At 63.1% G+C, this 21266-nt stretch carries 16 protein-coding genes; 7 read left to right on the plus strand and 9 right to left on the minus strand.

All coding sequences use genetic code 11. The annotated features are described in order from the left end of the window. Positions 1-64 precede the first annotated feature (64 nt). Positions 65-2266, minus strand: a complete 2202-nt coding sequence (gene mdoH, locus J8I29_RS16150) for a glucans biosynthesis glucosyltransferase MdoH (RefSeq protein ID WP_280870643.1) — start codon at positions 2264-2266, stop codon at positions 65-67. Then, the gene (locus tag J8I29_RS16155; RefSeq protein ID WP_105864532.1) at positions 2242-3771 is read right to left on the minus strand and encodes a glucan biosynthesis protein; all 1530 of its coding nucleotides are present in this window, start codon (positions 3769-3771) and stop codon (positions 2242-2244) included. The genes mdoH and J8I29_RS16155 overlap by 25 nt, the downstream gene beginning before the upstream one ends. 519 nt (positions 3772-4290) lie before the next feature. Between J8I29_RS16155 and J8I29_RS16160 the strand changes: the two genes are divergently transcribed. After that, on the plus strand, positions 4291-7062 hold the full coding sequence (locus J8I29_RS16160) for a valine--tRNA ligase (RefSeq protein WP_209432440.1): 2772 nt from the start codon (positions 4291-4293) through the stop codon (positions 7060-7062). Between the two features lie 44 nt (positions 7063-7106). Here J8I29_RS16160 and J8I29_RS16165 read toward each other — a convergent pair whose 3' ends face one another. From J8I29_RS16165 to J8I29_RS16175, 3 genes are read right to left on the minus strand one after another with little or no spacing between them, the layout of a single operon-like run. Further along, a complete protein-coding gene (locus J8I29_RS16165; RefSeq protein ID WP_105864530.1) occupies positions 7107-7883 on the minus strand; it encodes an amino acid ABC transporter ATP-binding protein in 777 nt (258 codons plus the stop codon). Further along, entirely contained in the window at positions 7880-8647 is a 768-nt protein-coding gene (locus tag J8I29_RS16170; RefSeq protein WP_209432441.1) for an amino acid ABC transporter permease, read from the minus strand. The genes J8I29_RS16165 and J8I29_RS16170 overlap by 4 nt, the downstream gene beginning before the upstream one ends. 9 nt (positions 8648-8656) lie before the next feature. Further along, entirely contained in the window at positions 8657-9493 is an 837-nt protein-coding gene (locus tag J8I29_RS16175; RefSeq protein WP_105864528.1) for an ABC transporter substrate-binding protein, read from the minus strand. A 162-nt stretch (positions 9494-9655) separates the two neighbouring features. Here J8I29_RS16175 and J8I29_RS16180 point away from each other — a divergent pair, with 162 nt between their 5' ends. The 3 genes from J8I29_RS16180 (at position 9656) to J8I29_RS16190 (ending at position 12657) form a co-directional block, all read left to right on the plus strand. After that, positions 9656-10399: an FCD domain-containing protein gene (locus J8I29_RS16180; RefSeq protein ID WP_209432442.1), complete on the plus strand. Its 744-nt coding sequence runs from the start codon at positions 9656-9658 to the stop codon at positions 10397-10399. Continuing rightward, complete coding sequence (ggt, locus tag J8I29_RS16185; protein WP_209432443.1) at positions 10396-11982, plus strand: gamma-glutamyltransferase; 1587 nt, start codon at positions 10396-10398, stop codon at positions 11980-11982. The genes J8I29_RS16180 and ggt overlap by 4 nt, the downstream gene beginning before the upstream one ends. A gap of 75 nt (positions 11983-12057) precedes the next feature. Continuing rightward, complete coding sequence (locus J8I29_RS16190) at positions 12058-12657, plus strand: dihydrofolate reductase family protein (protein ID WP_209432444.1); 600 nt, start codon at positions 12058-12060, stop codon at positions 12655-12657. Between the two features lie 35 nt (positions 12658-12692). Here J8I29_RS16190 and J8I29_RS16195 read toward each other — a convergent pair whose 3' ends face one another. Beyond that, positions 12693-13400: an HAD family hydrolase gene (locus J8I29_RS16195; RefSeq protein WP_209432445.1), complete on the minus strand. Its 708-nt coding sequence runs from the start codon at positions 13398-13400 to the stop codon at positions 12693-12695. Positions 13401-13546: 146 nt separating this feature from the next. On the opposite strand from J8I29_RS16195, the gene betC reads away from it, so the two are divergent. Together betC and J8I29_RS16205 are read left to right on the plus strand one after the other, a co-directional pair. Continuing rightward, positions 13547-15067, plus strand: coding sequence for a choline-sulfatase (gene betC, locus J8I29_RS16200; RefSeq protein ID WP_209432446.1), 1521 nt, complete (start codon positions 13547-13549; stop codon positions 15065-15067). Positions 15068-15438: 371 nt separating this feature from the next. Further along, complete coding sequence (locus J8I29_RS16205; RefSeq protein WP_245197064.1) at positions 15439-16335, plus strand: sel1 repeat family protein; 897 nt, start codon at positions 15439-15441, stop codon at positions 16333-16335. 382 nt (positions 16336-16717) lie between these two features. Here the strand turns inward: J8I29_RS16205 and J8I29_RS16210 are convergent, their stop codons facing one another. Beyond that, positions 16718-18862, minus strand: coding sequence for an adenylate/guanylate cyclase domain-containing protein (locus J8I29_RS16210; protein WP_181161307.1), 2145 nt, complete (start codon positions 18860-18862; stop codon positions 16718-16720). Between the two features lie 303 nt (positions 18863-19165). On the opposite strand from J8I29_RS16210, the gene J8I29_RS16215 reads away from it, so the two are divergent. Next, the gene (locus J8I29_RS16215) at positions 19166-19909 is read left to right on the plus strand and encodes a FecR family protein (RefSeq protein ID WP_209432447.1); all 744 of its coding nucleotides are present in this window, start codon (positions 19166-19168) and stop codon (positions 19907-19909) included. Positions 19910-20032: 123 nt separating this feature from the next. Here J8I29_RS16215 and xth read toward each other — a convergent pair whose 3' ends face one another. Together xth and erpA are read right to left on the minus strand one after the other, a co-directional pair. After that, the gene (xth, locus tag J8I29_RS16220) at positions 20033-20815 is read right to left on the minus strand and encodes an exodeoxyribonuclease III (protein WP_209432604.1); all 783 of its coding nucleotides are present in this window, start codon (positions 20813-20815) and stop codon (positions 20033-20035) included. A gap of 4 nt (positions 20816-20819) precedes the next feature. Further along, positions 20820-21149, minus strand: coding sequence for an iron-sulfur cluster insertion protein ErpA (gene erpA, locus J8I29_RS16225; protein WP_105864701.1), 330 nt, complete (start codon positions 21147-21149; stop codon positions 20820-20822). Positions 21150-21266: the final 117 nt, after the last annotated feature.

The following is a 21266-nucleotide window of genomic DNA, read 5'->3' on the forward strand; positions in this document are numbered from 1 at the left end:
GTTTTGCCGGCTTTTCGGTCAGGCGCTCAAGGCCCGCCCGGATGCCGCGTTTGCCGGTGGGCCCTTAGGCCGGTTCGGCCTTGGCCGGTTCGTGCAGGCGGGACAGGCTGGCGATCAGGCTGCGGTCATGCAGCGCCACGAAGCGCTCCTTCGCATTCAGCCATTTGGCGGCCTCCTCGATCGAGGCGGCCTCTGCGATCTTGGCCTGCGCCATGACGCGATCCTGCTCGAAACGACCGCGCTCCCGCGATGCCATAGCCGGCAGCATGGTCTCGTGCAGCGCCCGGAAGCCCGCATCGCGGTAGACGACCTCGATGGCATCGCTGTCGTCTTCGCCAATGGCTGCGAGTTCGGTGCTCAGCGCGTTGGCTCGGGTCGCCACCTCCGGCGGATGCGTCTCCTCCGGTGTCGCCAGGATGCCGTGGCGGCGGAGCCACAGGCCAAGGGCGAGCTGCCCGGACGCCCAGGAAAGCGGGATGGCGAGCAGGAGGCCGATGATGGTCGGCGACATCCAGGTGAACAGATAGGGCGAGATCACATAGGCAGCCACACCGGCAAAGGCACCGAGGATGGTGTGCGAGCGATGGCGCTTGACGATGTCGCGGAAAGGGATCGACCCGTCGTCGCGCCGCTGCGGCTTCCATCCGGAGTCGCGTCCGACCAGGATTTCGAATACCGCGCCCGACTGGATCAGCATCATCACCGGGGCGAGCAAGGCCGAGAGAATGATCTCGAGCAGAACCGACAGAGTCAGCCGGAGGCCGCCGCCGCTCGCCCGGCGGTTGGGACCGTCGAGCAGCATGATGATCAGGCCGAAGATCTTCGGCGCCAGCAGGATACCCATGGTGCCGCCGAACAGCGCCAGAGCGAGTTCGGCATTGAACACCGGCCAGGTCGGGAAGAGCGAGAACTCGTCGGTGAAATATTCGCGCCGGATGAAATGGGCCTGCAGCGCGATGGTCAGACCGACCAGGAGCTGGAGCAGCCAGAGCGGGCTTGCCAGATAGGAGAAGATGCCGTTGGCGAAATGCTGGCGCGTGCAGGGATGGAACCCCTTGGAGCCGATCACGCGGGCGTGCTGCAGATTGCCCTGGCACCAGCGCCGGTCTCGCGCCGACAGGTCGATCAGCGAAGGCGGGCTCTCCTCGTAGGAACCCGTGATGTCGTTGAGCATATAGACGGCATAGCCGGCACGGCGGATCAGCGCCGCCTCGACGAAATCATGGCTGAGGATATGGCCGCCGAAAGGGGGGCGGCCGGACAGGTCCGGCATGCCGCAATGCGCCGCAAAGGCCTTGGTGCGGATGATGGCGTTATGGCCCCAGTAATTGCCGTCATGGCCCATCCAGAGCGACAGGCCTTCGGCGATCACCGGGCCATAGACGCGGGCGGCGAATTGCTGGATGCGCGCAAACAGGGTGTTGCGGTTGATGATCAGCGGCAGCGTCTGGATGATGCCGGCATCCGGGTCGCGCTCCATGGCGGCGGCCAGCTGCACGACGGAGGAACCCGTCATCAGGCTGTCTGCGTCGAGCACCAGCATATGGTCGTAGGAGCCGCCCCAGCGCGTGACCCAATTGGCGATGTTGCCCGCCTTGCGGTTCGTATTGCGCTGACGATGGTGGTACCAGAGCTGGATGTCCGGCCCCAGTCGCTTGCGCATGGCGAGGAAGGCGCGCTCCTCGGCGATCCACACATTCGGATCGGTGGTGTCGGAGACGAAGAAATAGTCGAAGGCGCGGCCGAGCCCAGTCTGTTCCACCGATTCGATGATGGCCTGCATCGCGCCGAAAACGCGGCTCGGCGCCTCGTTGTAGATCGGCATGAGCACGGCGGTGCGTGTGCTCAATTGCTGCGGCAGCGGCTGGGTGCGGCGCCGGTGGAAGAGCAGATAGACGAAGCCCGCGACGCCCGCTGTGAAGGCAAGGGCGATCCAGGAGAAGTTCAGCACGAACAGGCAGACCAGGGCCCATTCCAGGAAGGTGACCCCGCCGACTTCGACGACCTTGTACATTTCCCAGGCGCCGAAAGCGGTGAGCGCCAGCATGCCGCCGAAAACGAACAGCCGGATGAGCCAGGAACCGTGATGCAGGGCCGGATGGATCCAGGAGCGGCGTTCCGAGCGCGACCACTTGGTCAGCGACTGCACCGGCATCTCCAGCCGGCTCTCCTCCGGCATGGCGGGGCGCTGATAGACCCATTCCTGCGACGGAGCGGGGGTGGTGCCGCCGGTGTGTTCCTCTACGGTGTCCATCGATACAGCCATGTCTCACTTACAGGCTTGCCGTCCTTGACCAGCACGGCACGCATTTCCGAATAGGTTTCGCTGCTCGGGTCGAGGCCGAAACTCAGGCGACCGATGCGCCGCTCCGTTTCCAGAGTCAAACTGACGTCGCTCAACTTGCCGGGATTGACGGTGATCTCCGGGGTGACTCCATTGAGGTTGTCGGCATTGGCGAACAGATCACCCTGGAAGTCGATCACGAACAGACGCCGCTTTGAGCCCAGGGCGCCGACACGCGTTTCGTGCACGAGCACCATCGGCGGGCGTTCCGCCGGCGTCCAGCACCAATTGGTGCGATAGGCGAAGGAATAGTCCTTGCCCGCCTCAAGGGCATCCTTGGGGCGCCAATAGGTGATGATGTTGTCGTGGATTTCCTGATCCGTCGGGATCTCCACGAGCTGGATCGAGCCCTCGCCCCAGTCGCCCTTGGGCGTAATCCATACGCTGGGTTGCATTTCGTAGCGATGCCGGCTGTCCTCATAGTCGGCCGGATCGCGATTGCGCTGCAGCAGGCCGAAGCCGCGGGGCGTCTTGTCGACAAAGGCAGAGATCTGCAGCGTCTCCGGATTCTGCAGCGGACGCCAGATCCATTCACCGCCGCCGGACAGCATCTGCAGCCCGGAGGAGCCGTGCACGGCCACGCGCACGTCGTCGACACCCTTGCGGTCGTTGGATCCGAACAAATACATGGAATTCAGCGGCGCGATGCCGACATGCTCGATCTTGGCGCGCGGGAAAATCGTGGTCTCGACATCGATGGTCGTGATCTCGCCCGGATGCAGCGTGAGATGGAACGCGCCCGTCGCCGCTTCCGAGTCGAGCAGGGCGTGCACCACCAGATTCTCGGCGTTCTGCGGTGGACGCTCGATCCAGAAGGCGCGGAAGGCGGGAAACTCCTCGCCGCTGGCTTCGCCCGTATTGATCGCCAGACCGCGCGCCGCTGCTCCATAGACCTGGTTCTTGGCGATGGCGCGGAAATAGCTGGCGCCCTGGAAGATGGCGAAATCGTCGAGCCGATCGGGCATGTCGATCGGCGCCTTCAGACGAAAGCCGGAAAAGCCGAGTTTTGAATCGGGCGGCGGCGCGGCGATCTTGCCGAAATCGAACATCGCCGGCTCATAAGGCACGATGAGGACACGGCCGTCCTCGACGGTGAACAGATCGACGGGCGTGGCATAGATGAAGCCGCGATGCAGGGGCTCGATCACGAAACCGCGGTGATCCTGGCTCCAAATGCCCCGGTCGGGCCGGAACCGGATCGAGACATATTGCTCGTAGTCCAGATTCTGCAGGGAGGACGGCAATGTGGCGTCCGGAGCCTGATAGGGGGCCTTGGCCAGGTTCCTTGCATATTCCAGGAGTTTGTCGCGGGAGAAGACCTCGCCTTCCTTCAGGCCGGGGGCGTCGATCGCTGCCCGGGCTCCCTGCGGGGAGGCCAGCACACCGGCGGCTATGGAGGCAAATTTCAAGAAGTCGCGTCTGTTCATGGTCTTCTTAACGCGCTTTCGGCAGGCGCAATAGGTGTGGCTGGGCAAGGAACGGCACCACGTCCCTCGGGAGGAAGCGTCGGGTCTTCATCGGGGCACCATAGGTGATACGGTCGCCGGCAACAACTGGCGGGTGTATTCGCGGCATCGTGCCCCGATCATCCCCATGCCCGAGCTGTCGGCTTCAACCGAAGAATCGTGACGACTTCATGATGTAGAAGGAGAGACTTTCCATTTTCTTGCTCGGGCCGGTCCTTTCCCGCACGTGAAGCTCGATGCCGGGCCGGGAAGAGGGGAGGGTGTGATCGAGATCGCCTTGGGGGTCGGGTAAATCCCGCAAAGCGGCCAAGTTCAGCAGCGATGGCGCTTGTTTCGTTGACTTTGAGGGCCCGTTTCTGCCACTACCGGCCGTGAATTGCGTGGGCTGTTCACGCGTGGGCATGCCGGCAGGCCGAATCACGGAGCCGCCGGCGCCTGTGCCTGCCGCCCACGCCATCTGACTTGCCTTGAAAGAAGATCATGATCGAGACCACCTTTGACCCCGCCAGCGTCGAGCCGCGCGTGTCCGCGGCCTGGGAAGAGGCGCAGGCCTTCCGCGCGGGCCGCCCCGATCGGGCCGGCGCCGCACCTTACTCGATCGTGATTCCGCCGCCGAACGTCACCGGCTCGCTCCATATGGGCCACGCACTTAACAACACGCTGCAGGATATCCTCTGCCGCTTCGAGCGCATGCGCGGCAAGGATGTGCTCTGGCAGCCCGGCACGGACCATGCCGGCATCGCAACCCAGATGGTGGTCGAACGCCAGCTCCAGGAACGCCAGATTCACCGGCGCGAGATCGGACGCGAGAAGTTCCTCGAACATGTCTGGGCCTGGAAGGCGGAATCGGGCGGCACCATCGTCAACCAGCTCAAACGCCTTGGCGCTTCCTGCGACTGGTCGCGCGAACGCTTCACCATGGACGAGGGCCTCTCCAAGGCGGTGATCGAGATCTTCGTGCGCCTGAACGAGGCGGGCCTGATCTACAAGGACAAGCGCCTGGTCAGCTGGGACCCCAAGCTCCTGACCGCGATCTCCGACATTGAAGTCGAGCAGATCGAGGTGAATGGCAGTCTGTGGCACTTCGCCTATCCAGTGGTCGACGAGGCGGGCAAGGAAACCGGAGAGACGATCACCGTCGCCACGACCCGCCCCGAAACCATGCTCGGCGATACCGCCGTGGCGGTGCATCCTTCGGATGAACGCTATACCCATCTGGTCGGCAAGAAAGTGCGACTGCCGCTGGTCGGCCGGCTGATTCCGATCGTCGCCGACGAATATTCCGATCCCGAGAAGGGCACCGGCGCGGTGAAGATCACGCCGGCGCATGACTTCAACGATTTCGAAGTCGGCAGGCGGCACAGCCTCGAGGTGATCAATATCCTCACGGCCGAGGCCCGGATCAACGACAACGCACCCGAGGCCTATCGCGGTTTGGAACGCTTCGAGGCGCGCAAGCGCATCGTCGCGGACATGGAGGCGGAAGGCCGCCTGGTCGAGATCGAAAAGCACAAGCACCAGGTGCCGCATGGCGATCGTTCGGGGGTGCCGATCGAGCCCTGGCTCACCGACCAGTGGTATCTGAACGTCCGTCCGCTCGCCGAGGAGGCCCTGGCGGCCGTGCGTCGCGGCCAGACGCGCTTCGTGCCGCAGAACTGGGAGAAGACCTTTTTCGACTGGCTGGAGAACATCCAGCCCTGGTGCGTGTCGCGCCAGCTGTGGTGGGGACACCAGATCCCGGCCTGGTACGGCCCGGATGGCGGCTACGTCATCGCCCGCGACGAGAAGGAAGCGCGCGCCAAGGCCGATGAAAAATGGGGCGCAGGCGTTGCGATCACCCGCGACGAGGATGTTCTCGACACCTGGTTCTCCTCGGCCCTATGGCCCTATTCGACCTTCGGTTGGCCGGACAAGACGGCGGAACTGGCCAGATATTACCCGACCTCCGTGGTGGTGACGGGCTTCGACATCATCTTCTTCTGGGTCGCCCGCATGATGATGACGGGCCTGTTCACTCAGAACGACGTGCCCTTCAAGGATGTCTATCTGCACGCTCTCGTCCGTGACGAGAAGGGCGCCAAAATGTCGAAATCCAAGGGGAACGTGATGGACCCCCTGGATATCATCGACGGCATCGAGCTCGAAGCCCTCATCGCCAAGCGCACCTCGGCCCTGGCCAACAAGGCCGATGTCGCCCGTGTCACCTCGGAGACGCGGAAAGCCTATCCGAACGGCATCGAGCGCTATGGCGCCGACGCCCTGCGCTTCTTCCTGGCGGCGATGGCGGCTCCCGGGCGCGACATCAAGCTGTCGATCGACCGGGTCAAGGGCTATCGCAATTTCGGCACCAAGCTGTGGAACGCCACGCGTTTTGCCGAGATGAAGGGCTGCGTGCGCGATCCCAACTTCGACCCGAAATCGGCGAAGATCGCCCTCAACCGCTGGATCGCCGGCGAGGCCGAGAAGGCCACCGGCGAAATCCAGCGCGCCATCGAGGCCTATCGTTTCAACGATGCCGCCAATGCGGTCTATCGCTTCATCTGGAACGTGGTGTGCGACTGGTATGTCGAGCTCGCCAAGCCGATCATCGAGGGCGAGGACGAGGCGGCGCGGGCCGAAACGCGCGCCATGGTGGCCTTTATCCTCGATCAGTCCACGCTCCTGCTGCATCCCTTCATGCCCTTCATGACCGAGGAGCTCTGGTCGGTAACGGCGGGATCGACCCCGCGGGCTCAGATGGCGGCGCTGACCGCCTGGCCGGATCTTGGCGGTCTGCTCGATGCGGCGGCGGACGAGGAGATCGGCTGGCTGGTCGACCTCGTCACCGAGATCCGCTCGATCCGTACCGAAGTCGGTGTGCCCGGCGGCGCGCAGGTGCCGCTGGTCATGGTGAACGCATCCCCTGCCATCGAGGCACGGGTCGCTGCCCATGGCGAGACGCTCAAGCGCCTGGCCCGTATCAGCGAGATCAGCTTCGCGCCGTCAGCCCCGAAGGGCTCGGTGCAGATCATCGCCCGTGGAGCGGTGGCGGCCCTGGCGCTGGAGGGCGTGGTCGACATCGAGGCCGAGAAGGCACGCCTGAAGAAGGAAACCGACAAGATCGACGGCGAGATCGCCAAGATCAATGCCAAGCTCAGCAATCCCGATTTCATCGCCCGTGCCAAGGAGGAGGTGATCGAGGAAAACCGCGAGCGCCTCGAAGAAGCCACAGCCCGCCGCGCCAAGCTGCAGGATGCCCTGGCCGGCCTGTAATGAAATGTGTGCCGGTCTTCAGACCGGCACATCAATGAGGCCGATCACGACACGCGCGCTAGGAACGCCTTCGAGCGCTCGGAGCGCGGTGCCGTAAAGAAAATCTCGGGCGCCGCCTCCTCGACGACGAGGCCATCATCCATCATCACCACACGGTCGGCGACCTCGCGGGCAAAGCCCATTTCATGGGTGACGACGATCATGGTCATGCCGTCGCGGGCGAGTTCCTTCATCACCTCCAGCACTTCGCCGACCATTTCGGGATCGAGCGCGCTGGTCGGTTCGTCGAACAGCATCAATGTCGGCTTCATCGCCAGCGCCCGCGCGATGGCCACGCGCTGCTGCTGGCCGCCCGAGAGCTGGGCCGGATAGGAGTCCGCCTTCTGCTCGAGGCCGACGCGCGCCAGCAGTGCCATGGCTTCGCGACGAGCCGTCGCCGGGTCGATGCCCAGCACCTGCGTCGGGGCTTCGATGATGTTGCCGAGCGCGCTCAGATGCGGGAACAGGTTGAAGCGCTGGAAGACCATGCCGATGTCACGGCGCTGGCGGGCGATGTTGCGTTCGCTGTCCTCCACGAGGCGGCCCTTCTTCTCACGATAGCCGATGAGATGACCGTTCACGCGGATGCGGCCGTTCTGGATCTTCTCCAGATGGTTGATGCAGCGCACGAAGGTGGTCTTGCCCGACCCGGAAGCGCCGACGATGACGACGACCTCGCCACGCCGGACGTTGAGCGAAACGCCCTTGAGCACCTGCATCGAGCCGAACCATTTCTCGACGCCTGTGGCTTCGACGGTCCATTGGGTCTGCGCGGTGCTCATGAACTGGCTCCGAACAGGCTGGTGAGAAACCGCCGGCGCGGCGCCTTGCTGCGCATCTCGGCAAAAGGCGTGCTGAAGCGGGCCTCGATAATGCGCTGGAGAAAACCCCAGAGGGTGGTGAGCGAGAGGTAGTAGAGCGCGACCACGGAATAGAGTTCGAAGACGCGGAAGGTCGCCGACGTCACCATCTGGGTTGCCAGCAGGAGTTCGGGCACGCCGATCACGCTGAGCAGCGTGGTGCTCTTCAGCATGCCGTTGAAGTTGTTGCCGAGCGGAGGAATGATGATCCGCGCCGCCTGGGGCAGGATGATGCGCCGCAGGAGCTTGGCGGGCGTCATGCCGAGCGACTTGGCCGCTTCGGTCTGCCCTCGATCGATCGAAGTGATGCCGGCGCGGATGATCTCGCCCATATAGGCGGCTTCGTTGAGGCTGAGGGCGATGATGCCTGCCTGGATATTGCCCGGCAGCACCATGAAGCCGAAATCGATGTCATGAAAGCGCAGAATGCCGGCGGCGGCGAGGGCGGTGTAGATGAACACGATCTGCACCAGCAGCGGCGTGCCGCGCATCACCCAGACGTAAAAAGCGGCGAGCGCCTGCAGGATCCACCAGGATGACAGCCGCCCCAGGGCCACGAACAGACCAAGGCTCGTGCCGACGATCTGCGCGACGATGCTGATGCTGAGCGTCAGCCAGAGACCGTGCAGATAGATGCTGGAGGGTTCGAGCAAATAGTGGAAAAAGAAGGCCCAGTTGAAGTTCATGGCAAGACCTCACAAGGCGTCGCGTTCGATGCCCCAGCTCTCCAGGATCTTCTTGTAGGTTCCGTCCTTGCGGACGGCATCGAGCGCCGCGGCGAAGGCCTTCTGCAGCTCGGTGTCATCCTTGCGGAAGGCAGCGCCGATGATCGCCTGGGCGAAGGGTTCGCCGCCCATTTCAAAGAGATCCGGTGCCTGCTTGAAATAATAGCCGGCCGTCTTGATCGTGGTGCCATAGGCATCGACCTGGCCGATACGCAGGGCCTGGAAGGCATCGGTGTCCTTGGGAAACACCACGACCTGGGCCTGCGCCTTGCCTTCGCCGGCGAGCTTCTTGTTCTCGTCGTCGACCAGGGACTGGATCGTGGTGCCGTTCTCCACAGCAACCTTCTTGCCGGAAAGGTCTGCGAGCCCTGAGATATGGCTCGCATTGCCTTTCAACACCACGAGGGATTGGCTGGAGGCGAGGTAGTCGACGAAATCGACGACCTCGCGGCGCTTGGGCTTGTCGTAAAGCTCGGACATGATCACGTCGCACTGCTTGGCGATCAAAGCGGGGATGATGCCGTCGAACTGCACCTGCTTCCATTCCGCGCTGACGCCCAGTTGCTTGGCGATGGCATTGCCGAGCTCGATCTCGGCACCGGCCAACGAACCGTCGTCCTTGTAGAAGGAAAGCGGCGGCGATCCGATATCGGCGCAGATCACCATCTTTTTGGCTTCGGCAATGGCAGCGGGCGGCTGGACAGGCTGTGCCCAGGCCGTGGTGGTTATGCTCACCGCCAAAAGGCTGGCCGACAGGAAAGCAAAGTCAGGGCGAAGGCGAGGCAGTACGGCACGGAATGCGCGCATGGTGTTGCTCCGGATGGCTTGTTTCGGCCCCTGTTTGGGACCAATTTTTTAATTGATACCAATATTGGGACATAACATTGGCATGCCAGCAAGAAGAATCGTATGGACAATCCCAGAAAATCAATACTAATCTATGGAACCAATACTTAAATTGGTTACGCAATGAATAGCAAACAGCAGGCCACCCAGAGCCTTCGCAGCCTGTTGAATGGAGGCGCCTATCCTCCCGGCAGTCGCCTGCCGCCTGAACGCGATCTCATGCTGCGGCTTGGGTTGAGCCGCCGCGCGCTCCGGCTCGGGCTGGCGCAGCTGGAAGCCGAAGGGCGCCTGTGGCGGCATGTCGGCAAGGGCACTTTCGTCGGCACTCGCACGCCCGAACGGGAATTGGGCATGTCGCTGATCACCGCCAGCACCAGCCCGGCCGAACTCATGGACCTCTGCCTGTGGACGGAGCCGACCTATGCCCGGGTCGCGGCCATGCGGGCAAGTCGCATGGATATCGACAATCTGCGCTATCTCCTCGACAAGAGCGCCTCCGCCCGCGATGCCGCCACCTGGGACATCTGGGATGTGCGCCTGCATAGGGCCATTGCCGAAGCGACGCACAATGCCCTTGCCCTCGCCGTGTTCGACAGCCTGAACGCCGTGCGGGAGGAGGGCGCCTGGCGACGTCTGCGCAACGATCCCACCACAGCCGAGCGCTTCGAGGAACTCACGCTCCATCATCGCCAGATCGTCGATGCCATTGCCCGGCACGATCCGCCGGCGGCCGAGAACGCCATGCGACGGCACCTGCGCTCGGTCCAGCACGCCTTGCTGCTCGAGGACGTCGATGCGGGGACCGTCGATGGGGGCGACGCGCCGATCGATCTTCTGCCCAACCCGTTTCAGGAAGATGTACCATGAGGGATTTTCAGCTTCCGGGCCGTTCGCCCGTCCGCGCCATGGACGCCATGGTCGCGACTTCCCACCCCCTGGCCAGTGCGGCCGCCCTGACTCTGTTGCGGGAGGGCGGCAATGCCATCGACGCGGCAATCTGCGCCTCCGCTGTTCTGGCGGTGGTCGAGCCGCAGTCGACGGGAATTGGCGGCGACTGTTTCTGCCTCTATGTGCCCGGCGGAGAAGGCTCGGTGCTCGCCTATAATGGTGCCGGCCGGGCGCCAGGAGCGGCTACCATCGACTGGTATGAGGAGCAGGGCTTTACGGAAATACCGGCCGACAGTCCGCATGCCGTCACCATTCCCGGCGCGATCGATGCCTGGTGCCGCCTTTCTGCCGATCACGGCCGCACACCGCTCGAGCGCGTGCTGGCCCCCGCCATCCACTATGCCGAGGCGGGATATGTGATCCATGACCGGGTCGAGGCCGATTGGCACGAAGCGAAGGACCTGTTGGCGCAGGATGCCACGGCTGCCCGCATCTTTCTGCCCGGCGGCGCCGTTCCCAGGGCGGGCGACGTCCATCGCCAGCCGGAACTCGCCAGGAGCCTACGCCTCATCGCCGCCAAGGGGCGGGCGGCTTTCTACGAGGGCGAACTTGCCGAGGATCTGGTAGCCCATCTGCGCAAGATAGGAGGACTGCACACCCTTGACGACTTCGCTGCTGCCGGCGGCGAGTACGCAGAGCCTGTCAGGACCAGCTATCGCGGCACCGATGTCTGGCAGATGCCGCCGAGCAACCAGGGGCTGACGGCCCTGGTGATGCTCAACCTGCTGTCTGGTTTCGATCTCGCCGGGCTCGACCCGCTGGGGGCGGAGCGGCTGCATCTGGAGGTCGAGGCCGGCCGCCTTGCCTATGGGATCCGGGACGAGTTGATCGCCGATCCCGATCATGCCGAGGTTCCCGTCGACGCCCTGCTGTCCTCGTCCTATGCCAACGGGTTGAGGGGCAGGATCGATCCGGCCATCGCCAACACGGAACTGCCGGCGGCGGTGATGGAGCCATCGGATACCGTCTATCTCTCGGTGGTGGACCGCGATCGGAATGCGGTCAGCTTCATCAATTCGACCTATCATTCCTTCGGCAGCGGCCTGGTCGGCCCGAAATCGGGCATCGTCCTGCAGAACCGGGGCAAGGGATTTCGCATCGACCGCCGTCATCCGAACTGCATCGCCCCGCGCAAGCGCCCCCTTCATACCATCATGCCCGGCATGGCGACCCGCAATGGCCGCGTGTTCGCGCCGTTTGGGGTGATGGGAGGCGATTACCAGCCTTTCGGCAATGTTCATGTGCTGAGCAATCTGCTCGATTACGGCATGGATCCGCAGGCCGCGATCGATCTGCCGCGGGTTTTCTACCAGAAGGGCGAACTTATCGCCGAGCGCGGTGTTCCCGCGGCCACGCTCCGCGCGCTGGAGGCTCGCGGCCACAAGGTCGGCCCTGCCGAGGAGGCGCTTGGCGGCGGACAGATGGTTCTTGTCGATTGGGACAGGGGAACTCTGACCGGCGGCTCCGATCCGAGAAAGGATGGGCTTGCCATCGGTTATTGAGCCCCCGACTTCCTGCGGTGTCGGGACCGGTCGATCTCATACGTCCTTGGGGCGGATGGGCACGAGGAGAACGCAATGAGAGAATTGATCCTGGCGATGACCATGTCGCTCGATGGTTTCGTGTGCGGCCCCGACGGCGAAGTCGACTGGATATTCGATGGCGACCAGGAGGCCATGGCCTGGAAGTTGGAAAATGTCTGGAATGCCAGCCTGCACGTCATGGGCAGCCATACCTTCCGGGTCATGGCCTCTTATTGGCCGACTTCCACCACCGTGTTCGCGCCGCCGATGAACCAAATTCCCAAGGCGGTCTTCTCAAAACAGGGGCCGGCAATCCTGAAGGCGGCCACCGCCGGAAGCAGCCAAACTGGACCGCTGCAGCCGGGCGCGGAAAGTTGGGGCGAAGCCTATGTGGCCGGCGGCGATCTGGCCGACGAGATCGCCAGGATGAAGGCCCGCGACGACAAGCCGATCATCGCCCATGGTGGTGCCGCCTTGGCGCGCAGCCTCGTCGCCCGGGAACTGGTCGATCAATACTTCCTGCTGGTGCATCCGGTGGCTCTCGGCAAGGGCTTGTCGATCTTTTCCGACATCACCTTGCCAAGGCGCCTCAAGCCGATCAGCTCGACCGCTTTTCCGGGGGGCTCGGTGGCGCGGATTTTTAGGCCGGCGTGAGGTCGCAGGCCCGTCGGGGGCGGCCCGCTGTATTCCTATTCCTCAATCGCCCGGATCACGTCGACGGTCTGCGTCAGGACCTCGATCTCGCGAAAGCGGGGCTCGTGCAGCGGCGCTTCCGCGTGTTCGAAGGCCCAGGTCAGGGGGTGGGGGACATAGACACCCCAGCTGCCGACCCGGAGAGCCGGAATCACGTCGGACTTCAGCGAGTTGCCGATCATCATGGAGGCCTCGGGACCCTCGCCATGCCGGGCGAAGGCCCGCGCATAGGTATCGGCGCTCTTCTCGCTGACGATCTCAACCGCCTCGAACAATCCGCGCAGCCCGGACTGGGTGATCTTGTTTTCCTGGTGGAACAGGTCGCCCTTGGTGATGAGGATGAGCCGGTAGCTGCCCGCCAAGCTTTCCAGCGTGTCGGCGACGCCCGGCAGCAACTCGACCGGATGGTTGAGAATTTCCTTGCCGAGTGCCAGGATGCGCCCGATCACCGGCGCCGGCACCTGGCCGTTGCTGATCTCGATGGCGGTGTCGATCATCGAGAAGGTGAAGGTCTTCATGCCGAAGCCATGGCTCACGACATTGCGCTTGCCGACCTCCAGAAGATGCGCCTGCAGGGTTTCCTTATCGGCATAATCGGCGAGCAGGCTTGCCAATTCCTCCTCGGCCGTCCTGAAATACTGCTCGTTCTGCCAGAGCGTGTCGTCGGCGTCGAAGGCAAGGGTGGTGAGGCGGGCAGGGGACATGGCGATCTCCCGAAAATAGGGCCGTCCGTATAAGCCCAAATGCACCATTGAGGCCAGCCCGTGTCGGATGCGAGCAAGGCCTTCTCGCGATGTGTTCCGACAATTGCTATTCCCCTTTGCGAATCCAGCCCAGCGTCAGGCTCGTCATGTCCCAGTCCAAGCCCAATATTCTCATCATCATGGTGGATCAGCTCGCCCCGGCTTTCCTGCCGGTGCACGGCTTCGATCTCGTCAAGGCGCCCAACATCACGGCCCTGGCCGAGCGCGGCGTGGTCTTTGACAGCGCCTATTGCAACTCGCCTCTGTGCTCGCCCTCGCGCGCCGTGTTCATGAGCGGGCAATTGCCGTCCCGTTCGGGCGTCTACGACAATGCCGCTGAATTCCGCGCCGACATTCCGACCTGGGCGCATTATCTCCGGCGCGCGGGCTATCGCACCGTGCTGTCGGGCAAGATGCATTTCTGCGGGCCGGATCAGTTGCACGGTTTCGAGGAGCGGCTGACCACCGACATCTATCCGGCGGACTATGGCTGGACGCCGGATTGGGACCATCCGCAGGAGCGCCCGAGCTGGTATCATAATATGTCTTCGGTGACCGATGCCGGCCTGTGCGTGCGCACCAACCAGCTCGATTTCGACGACGAGGTGGTATTCGCGGCCGAGCGGGCGCTCTATGAACATGTGCGCAGCCCCGACAAGCGCCCCTTCTGCATGGTGGCCTCGCTGACCCATCCGCACGATCCCTATGCGATCACGCAGGACTATTGGGATCTCTATCGCAATGAGGATATTCCCCTGCCGGGCCACGTGGTGCCAGTCGAGGAACTCGATCCGCACTCCCGGCGCCTGCGCCATGTCTGCGACATGGACAAGGCGGAGATCACCGACCAGCACATCCGCAATGCCCGGCATGCCTATTTCGGCGCGATCTCCTATGTCGACGCCAATGTCGGCAAGCTGCTCAAGGCCCTGGAAGCGACGGGCCTCGACAAGGACACGATCATTCTGTTCACCGGCGACCACGGCGAAATGCTGGGCGAGCGTGGCCTCTGGTACAAGATGAGCTGGTTCGAGGGCTCGGCCCGCGTGCCGTTGATCATCACCGCGCCCCAACTCTATCGCCCGCACCGGGTCGAGGCCAGCGTATCGCTGGTCGACATCCTGCCGACGCTGGTGGATATGGCCGAGCCCGGAGCGGCTGCGGAGCTGAGCGGCATCGACGGAGCCAGCCTGGTGCCGCATTGTCTCGGGGAAGGCGGACATGACGAGGTTCGCGGCGAGTATCTCGCCGAGGGGGCCATCGCGCCTTTGATGATGCTCCGTCGCGGCAACCTCAAATTCGTGCATTCGCCTGCCGATCCCGATCAGCTCTATGATCTGGCTGCCGACCCTGCCGAACTGACGAATCTTGCGGCTGATCCGGCCCATGCCGAAATCGTCGCGGGTTTCCGTAAGGACGTAGAAACGCGCTGGGACCTTGCTGCTATTGATGCCGATGTTCGCGCCAGCCAACGCCGCAGGCGGGTGGTTGACGACGCCTTGAACTCGGGAAAAGCGACTTCTTGGGACTTTCAACCTTTCAAGGACGCGTCCAAACAGTATATGCGCAACACCATAGACCTTGACGACCTGGAAGCGATGGCACGTTATCCTCGCGTACGACCGTAAATGCTATGGTTAATGCTTCGCTGTCCGGTGTGGCAATAGAGCAACACGGATTCGAAGTCTTGCGTCGACGGCTTTGGGCCGTCGACTTGGCCGCGTTCCTGCCACAAAGTAACCGCTGAATTCAGCCTGCATTTTGGAGCGTCAAGTTCTCCAGCGTGCCGGACGTAGTTGAGTTGCTTGAGTGGCGGTCGAACTTGGATAGAGCTTTTCGCGAACACGCAATGGATAGCGCCGGATTGGCCCGTGGTCGTGTCCACGTGCCCGGGGGATTCCGCCGGCCGAACGGTGCCGTCGCGAAAAAGCCATCAACTTTGCGGCTTTGGCAGAAGAGCCGCCGTGAATCGGTCAAAGAATCGGCAGAAGTGTCGGCTATGTCCTTCACTATGAACCAGATTTCTCTTTTGGCCGACCGGCAGGCAGGCGGATCCCTCGATCGGGTCCCGGTGCGCCATGGCAAATCGCTTGCCAGGATGCGCTGTCTTCTGCGTGCGAGCGGCCTTGGCCTCTTCCTGTCCCTGGGCTGCGTGGCAGCACAGGCTTTCGACGGCACCAAGACGCCGGCGGACGACCCTTCCCCGATGCAGGCCTTCCGCAATGGCACCAGGGCCTATAAGGCCGGCGATCTCGCCGGTGCGTCCCAGGCGCTGGAATTCGCCGCCAGCAAAGGCCATGCCCTGGCCCAGTGGAAGCTTGCGCGCATGTATTCGGAAGGGGACGGCGTTCCCCGCGACGACAAGAAGGCGTTCGACTACTATCAGGCCATCGTCGACGCCCATGGCGAGGACAGCCCGGATACCGCCCAGGCCCGCTTCGTCTCCAGCGCGATCGTTGCGCTCGGCTCCTATTACGTTTCCGGCATTCCCAACGAGGTGAAGCCCAATCCCAGGCACGCGACCGAACTGTTCCAGTATGCCGCCACCTATTTCGGCGACAGCGATGCGCAGTACAATCTCGGCCGCATCTATCTCGACGGCAATGCCGTGCAAAAGCGCGATGCCATCACGGCCGGCCGCTGGCTGCGTCTGGCCGCCGACAAAGGCCATCGCCAGGCACAGGCCGTGCTCGGCCATCTCCTGCTGTCGGGCAACGACATGCCGCGCCAGGGCGCGCGCGGCCTGATGTATCTGACCTTGGCGCGTGACGGCGCCAATGGCGAGCGCGACCAGTGGATCATCGACCTCTATGACGATGCCTTCGCCAAGGCGACCCCGGACGAGCGCGAGATGTGCCTGACTTATCTGGCGCAGTTCCTCAAGGATCATTCATAGTTCGACGGTCGCTGTTTCATTCGAACGGGATTGAGGGCGGCCAGACGCTGACATTCTGTCTATCCCGCACGCCGTTCGGGGAACGGGCGGGCCGGCGGCGCCGTCGTATCAGCAGTGATTTGTTGCAGCAATAGACGTCAGCGCCTCTCTCTTTTTCTTCAGCGGTCCGGCGTTCCTGTCGTCGCGCCATGATCGCGTGTTGCTGCGGTCTCTCAATAGCGTGGTCAGGTTGCGCGTTCCGAGGCGGCGCGTCACCCGTCGAAACAGGCTCATCGAGTTTCAGATTCTCTTGAGCATTGCCGTTGTTTTCTGTCTCTGCAGTCGAGCCGTTGCACTTATTCCTTGCCATGGTGAGCGTCTCGCAACGACAAGCGTGCACTTGTCAAAGCTGCGTCACACCTTGCCAGACAAATTTAGGATCCCCCATCAATCTATTGAATTGTTTTGAATAATATTCGAACAATCGCTGATAGCCATTTTGATAGGCGGCCTTGTTCTTTTCCAGCAGGGCCAGGGCCTGCACGAAATCGCCGGCTCGATAGGGAGGCAGGATTTCCGCTTGGGCGGCCTGCAGGCGGAAGAAGTCAGCATCCGCCGTGCCGGTGTGAAGAGCGAAGAGGCCGATGGCACCTTGCCGGCCTCGCACCATGGCACGATCCAGTTCCAGGAATGGCATGCCGGTCGCCGCCTGGCTTGTGGCCTCGGTGACGAGAATCTCAACGCCATAGAGCTTGGTGAGGGCCTCCAGGCGCGAGGCGAGATTGACCGCATCGCCGAGAGCCGAATATTCGAGCCGCTGCTCCGAACCGAGATTGCCGACGCAGGCCTCGCCCGTATGCAATCCGATACCCATCTGGATCGGCGGATCGCGAAACTCGCGTGCCATGACGGCGATATCCAGCGCGGCCTTGCAGGCGAGCGTTGCATGGTTCGGCATGTCGAGGGGGGCATTCCAGAACGCCATCATGCCGTCGCCGATGAACTTGTCGATGGTGCCGCTGTGGCGAAGAACGGCCTCCGTCGCCGGCGTATGGATGCGACGGATCAGCGACACCACGCCCTCCGGCGACTGGGTCTCGGCGATGCCGGTGAAGTTGCGCACGTCGGAGAACATGATGGTGAGTTCGCGGATCTCGCCACCGAGCACGATGCGATCCGGAGCCTCGACCAGCCGCTCCACCACCGCCGGTGTCACGAAGCGGCCGAACATCGAGCGCACCTCGGCCCGCCGATGCTCGGCCTCCTGGTAGTGATAGACGGTGGCGGCAAGAAAGACCGAGAGAATACCCACGCTCGGCATGACCGCATCGAACAGCACGCCTTGCCGCACATAGAGGATCCAGCTCCAGCAGGCGATCATGATCGGGATGGAGAGGCCCGCCACCGTCGAAACCAGCGGCATGTTGCGGGTGCGCCTCAAGATCCAGGCCAGCAGGCTGCCCAGGGCGAGGATGAGGAAAGCCTCCAGGCCCCGCATCCAGTCGGGGCGTACCAGATTGGCGCCTGCAAGCACTTGTTCGACGATCTGGGCATGCACCTCGACGCCGGGGATCGCCTCTTCCACCGAAGTGCTGCGTTGATCGCGCAGCCCGATGGCGACGGCGCCGACAAAGACGATGTGATCCTTGATGTCCTGCGGATTGAAGCTGCCGTCGAGGATCGAGGCAGCCGAAATCCAGGATGACGGCTCCGATTGGCGCGCAACCAGGCGGACCTCGCCATTGCTGTCGGTGTCGATGAAAATGCTTCTGTCGCCATCGCCGATTCGGATCGTGTTGATGCCGCTTTGGGCGCCAAAGGCGGGTTGGCCGCTCGCATTGGAAGCGCGCACCATGATGGTGTCGGCACCCATGGCGACGCGAATGGTCTCGAGCGAGAGGGAGGGGACCACCTTGCCGCCGATGGCGACGAAAGTCGGCACCTTGCGGATGACGCTGTCGCCGTCCGGAAACCAGTTGATGGCGCCGGCTCCGCGCGCCGCCTCGTAAAGGACGGGGAGGGGATTTTTGGCGGCCGGGAAGGAGGGCAGGAAATTGACGGGATCGTCCCCCACCTGGCCGTATCCGCTTTTGATCTTGGCCGGCTCGCCGACGTCGGTTCCCAAAAGACCGAGTACGACGGGTATGTTCGCCATGGTCTGCGCAAACATGACGTCATAGGAGGCGGTGGAGGCGGTCATGGCTTTTTCCAGCGCTTCCCGTTCGGCGCTGGTGGGCAGTTTTTTGACCAGCAGTCCAGGCGAAGTCTGGTCAGCCTCGCTGAACAGGACGTCGAAGGCGACGACGACGGCGCCGGCGTCGGCCAGCTTTTGCGTGAGCGTCGCGATCACGCTGCGTGGCCAGGGGAATTGGCCGATCTCGGACAGCGATTTCTCGTCGATCGCCACGATGCGCACAGGCGAATCGGGGTCGCGTCCCTTGGCGTGCCAGCGTTGATACGTGTCGAACACGATGTCCTGCAGCCGGGGCAGGGGGGCCGGGCCAAGCAAAGTCAACAGGCCGAAGATCAGCAGCGGCAGAGCCACCACCAACGGATATCCAAAAAAGCGCTTCAGCCGCATGTCGATGTCACGCTCATACTCCGGCACGGAAAGTACTACTGGAGGAATTCGCCCGGCTCGGCCAGTGAATTATCGGCTTTTCCCTTGCGGCAGCCGCCACGACAGGTTGTGGGCCGCAAAAGTCTCGCCTCTTGATCATGGAAACGAATGCGTCATGATGGTCTCGGCATCGCTGTCACCCCTTCGGCTCGCTCGCTTGGAGCGCCGACGGTCGGAGGCCGGTTTTCGCCAACAACAACTCAGTGACCGTATACAGGGCGGACTATCGGCATGCCACGACCGCGCTTTCTGACTTTCCGCCTCTTCGGACTGATTGTCGCCTGCGGGTGGGCCCTTGCACCCGCTGTGGCAGCCGAGACCGTTGGCACCGCCGTCGGCGTTACGCCGGCCGCGATCGGCACGGTGTCGGGCGACCTCGGGGTCGATGTCGCTGTCTATCGCGACGAGACGGTACGCACCGGGCCTTCCGGCACGCTCGAAATCAGGTTTCTCGACCAGACGCGCCTGGCGCTCGGCTCTTCGTCGTCCGCCAAGCTCGACCGCTTCGTCTATTCGGGTGGCCAGGCCCGTGACGTGGTGATCGGCCTGTCGAAGGGAGTGTTTCGCTTTGCCACCGGCGTCTCCGCCAAGAAGGCTTATTGGATCCGGACGCCGCTCGCCGGAATCGGCGTGAGAGGGACCAATTTCACCGCTGAAATCAGCGATAGTTATGAACGGTTTACTATTTGGGAAGGCGTTATCGAGGTTTGTCCGCGTCAGAGAGGGCTTTCGGTCGAAGAAGAGCGCCGGCGGCGTTGCCCGCTTCTGAAACGGCGGGGAGACACGATCACCATCTTCCCCGGCAGCAAGTCGCGCCGTGGCGGGCCGCCGGTGGTTTTCTCACCCCGTTGCGCCGAGGCCGGGGCGGGGGCGCAACTCTGCGGCCGCTATGGCGGCGGTGGCGGCAAGAACCGTGGCCAGCGGCGGCCGGGCTTCAATTTCCCCACCTTCAACCCGCCGCAGCAGCGAGGCTGACGACACGCCCGATAGCGTTTGCGAGATAGAGCCACCGAGAATCGCCAAGGCGCGTCCAAAAAAAGTTAGTGGAGAGCGCGTTCAGGCCCGAAAGAGCGCGTTCAGGCCCGAAGGTGCTTTCCTCTAGAGAGCGAGGTCGCAGCGAATCGGCACGTGGTCGGAAGCCTTTTCCTGTCCGCGCATCGCCTTGTCGATGGCGCAGCCTTGAAGGCGCGAGGCTGCCTGCGGCGACAGCAGCAGATGGTCGATGCGGATGCCATTGTCCCGCTGCCAGCCGCCGCCCTGATAGTCCCAGAAGGTGTAGTGTCCGGCTGCATCCTCGCAGGCCCGGAACGCATCCGTCAGACCGAGCGCCAGCAATTCGCGGAACTTGGAGCGGCTCTGCAGCAGGAAGAGGGCGTCGTTTACCCATTCCGCCGGGTTCTTGGCGTCGGCCGCCTGCGGAATGATGTTGTAGTCGCCCGCCATCACGAAGGGCTCCTCCAGCGCGAGCAGGCCGCTGATATGCAGCCTGAGGCGCTCCATCCAGCCGAGCTTGTAGGGGTATTTCTCGGTGCCGACCGGATTGCCGTTCGGCAGATAGATCGATGCGACCCGCAGTGCTCCCGACGCGGTGGAGATCACGGCCTCGATATAGCGGGCCTGTTCATCATCATCGTTGCCCGGCAGCCGCGTTTTCACCTCGTCGAAGGGGTGCTTGGAGAGTATGGCCACGCCATTGAAGGTTTTCTGGCCATGGACGGCAACGTTGTAGCCCAGCGCCTCGATCTCGGCCGCGGGAAATGCCTCGTCCACGCATTTGATTTCCTGGAGGCAGACGACGTCCGGTTGGGCGTCCTTCAGCCAGCCCGTGAGATGGGGAAGCCTCTGGCGGATGGAATTCACGTTCCAGCTGGCAATGCGCACCATGTCACACCGAGAAGCTGGTGCCGCAGCCGCAAGCGGCGGTGGCCTGCGGGTTGTTGATCTTGAAAGCGGACCCGATCAGATCCTCGACATAATCGAGCTCGGCGCCTTCCATATATTGCTGCGACATCTCGTCGATCAGCACCGTGGCGCCTTCCTTGGCGATCGCCAGATCGTCCTCATGGCGTTCGGTGTCGAACACGAACTTGTACTGGAAGCCGGAGCAGCCGCCGCCCTCCACGCTGATGCGCAGCATCGAGCCGGATGGTTCATTTTCGAGGATCTTGGCGATCCGGCGCGCAGCGCGGTCGCTCACGGAAACGGGACTGGTCATGACATCCTGCAAACTTGTCTGCATCCTGACCCGAAAATATGTGCGAAGGACCAAAGGTTCAATGCCGATCACGTCGCAAAGAAGCTTTGCCTTGGCACGTGGCAACCTCTATGCAGG

Origin of the sequence: Labrys sp. LIt4 (assembly GCF_017813775.1) — a bacterium.
Lineage (GTDB): Bacteria > Pseudomonadota > Alphaproteobacteria > Rhizobiales > Labraceae > Labrys > Labrys okinawensis_A.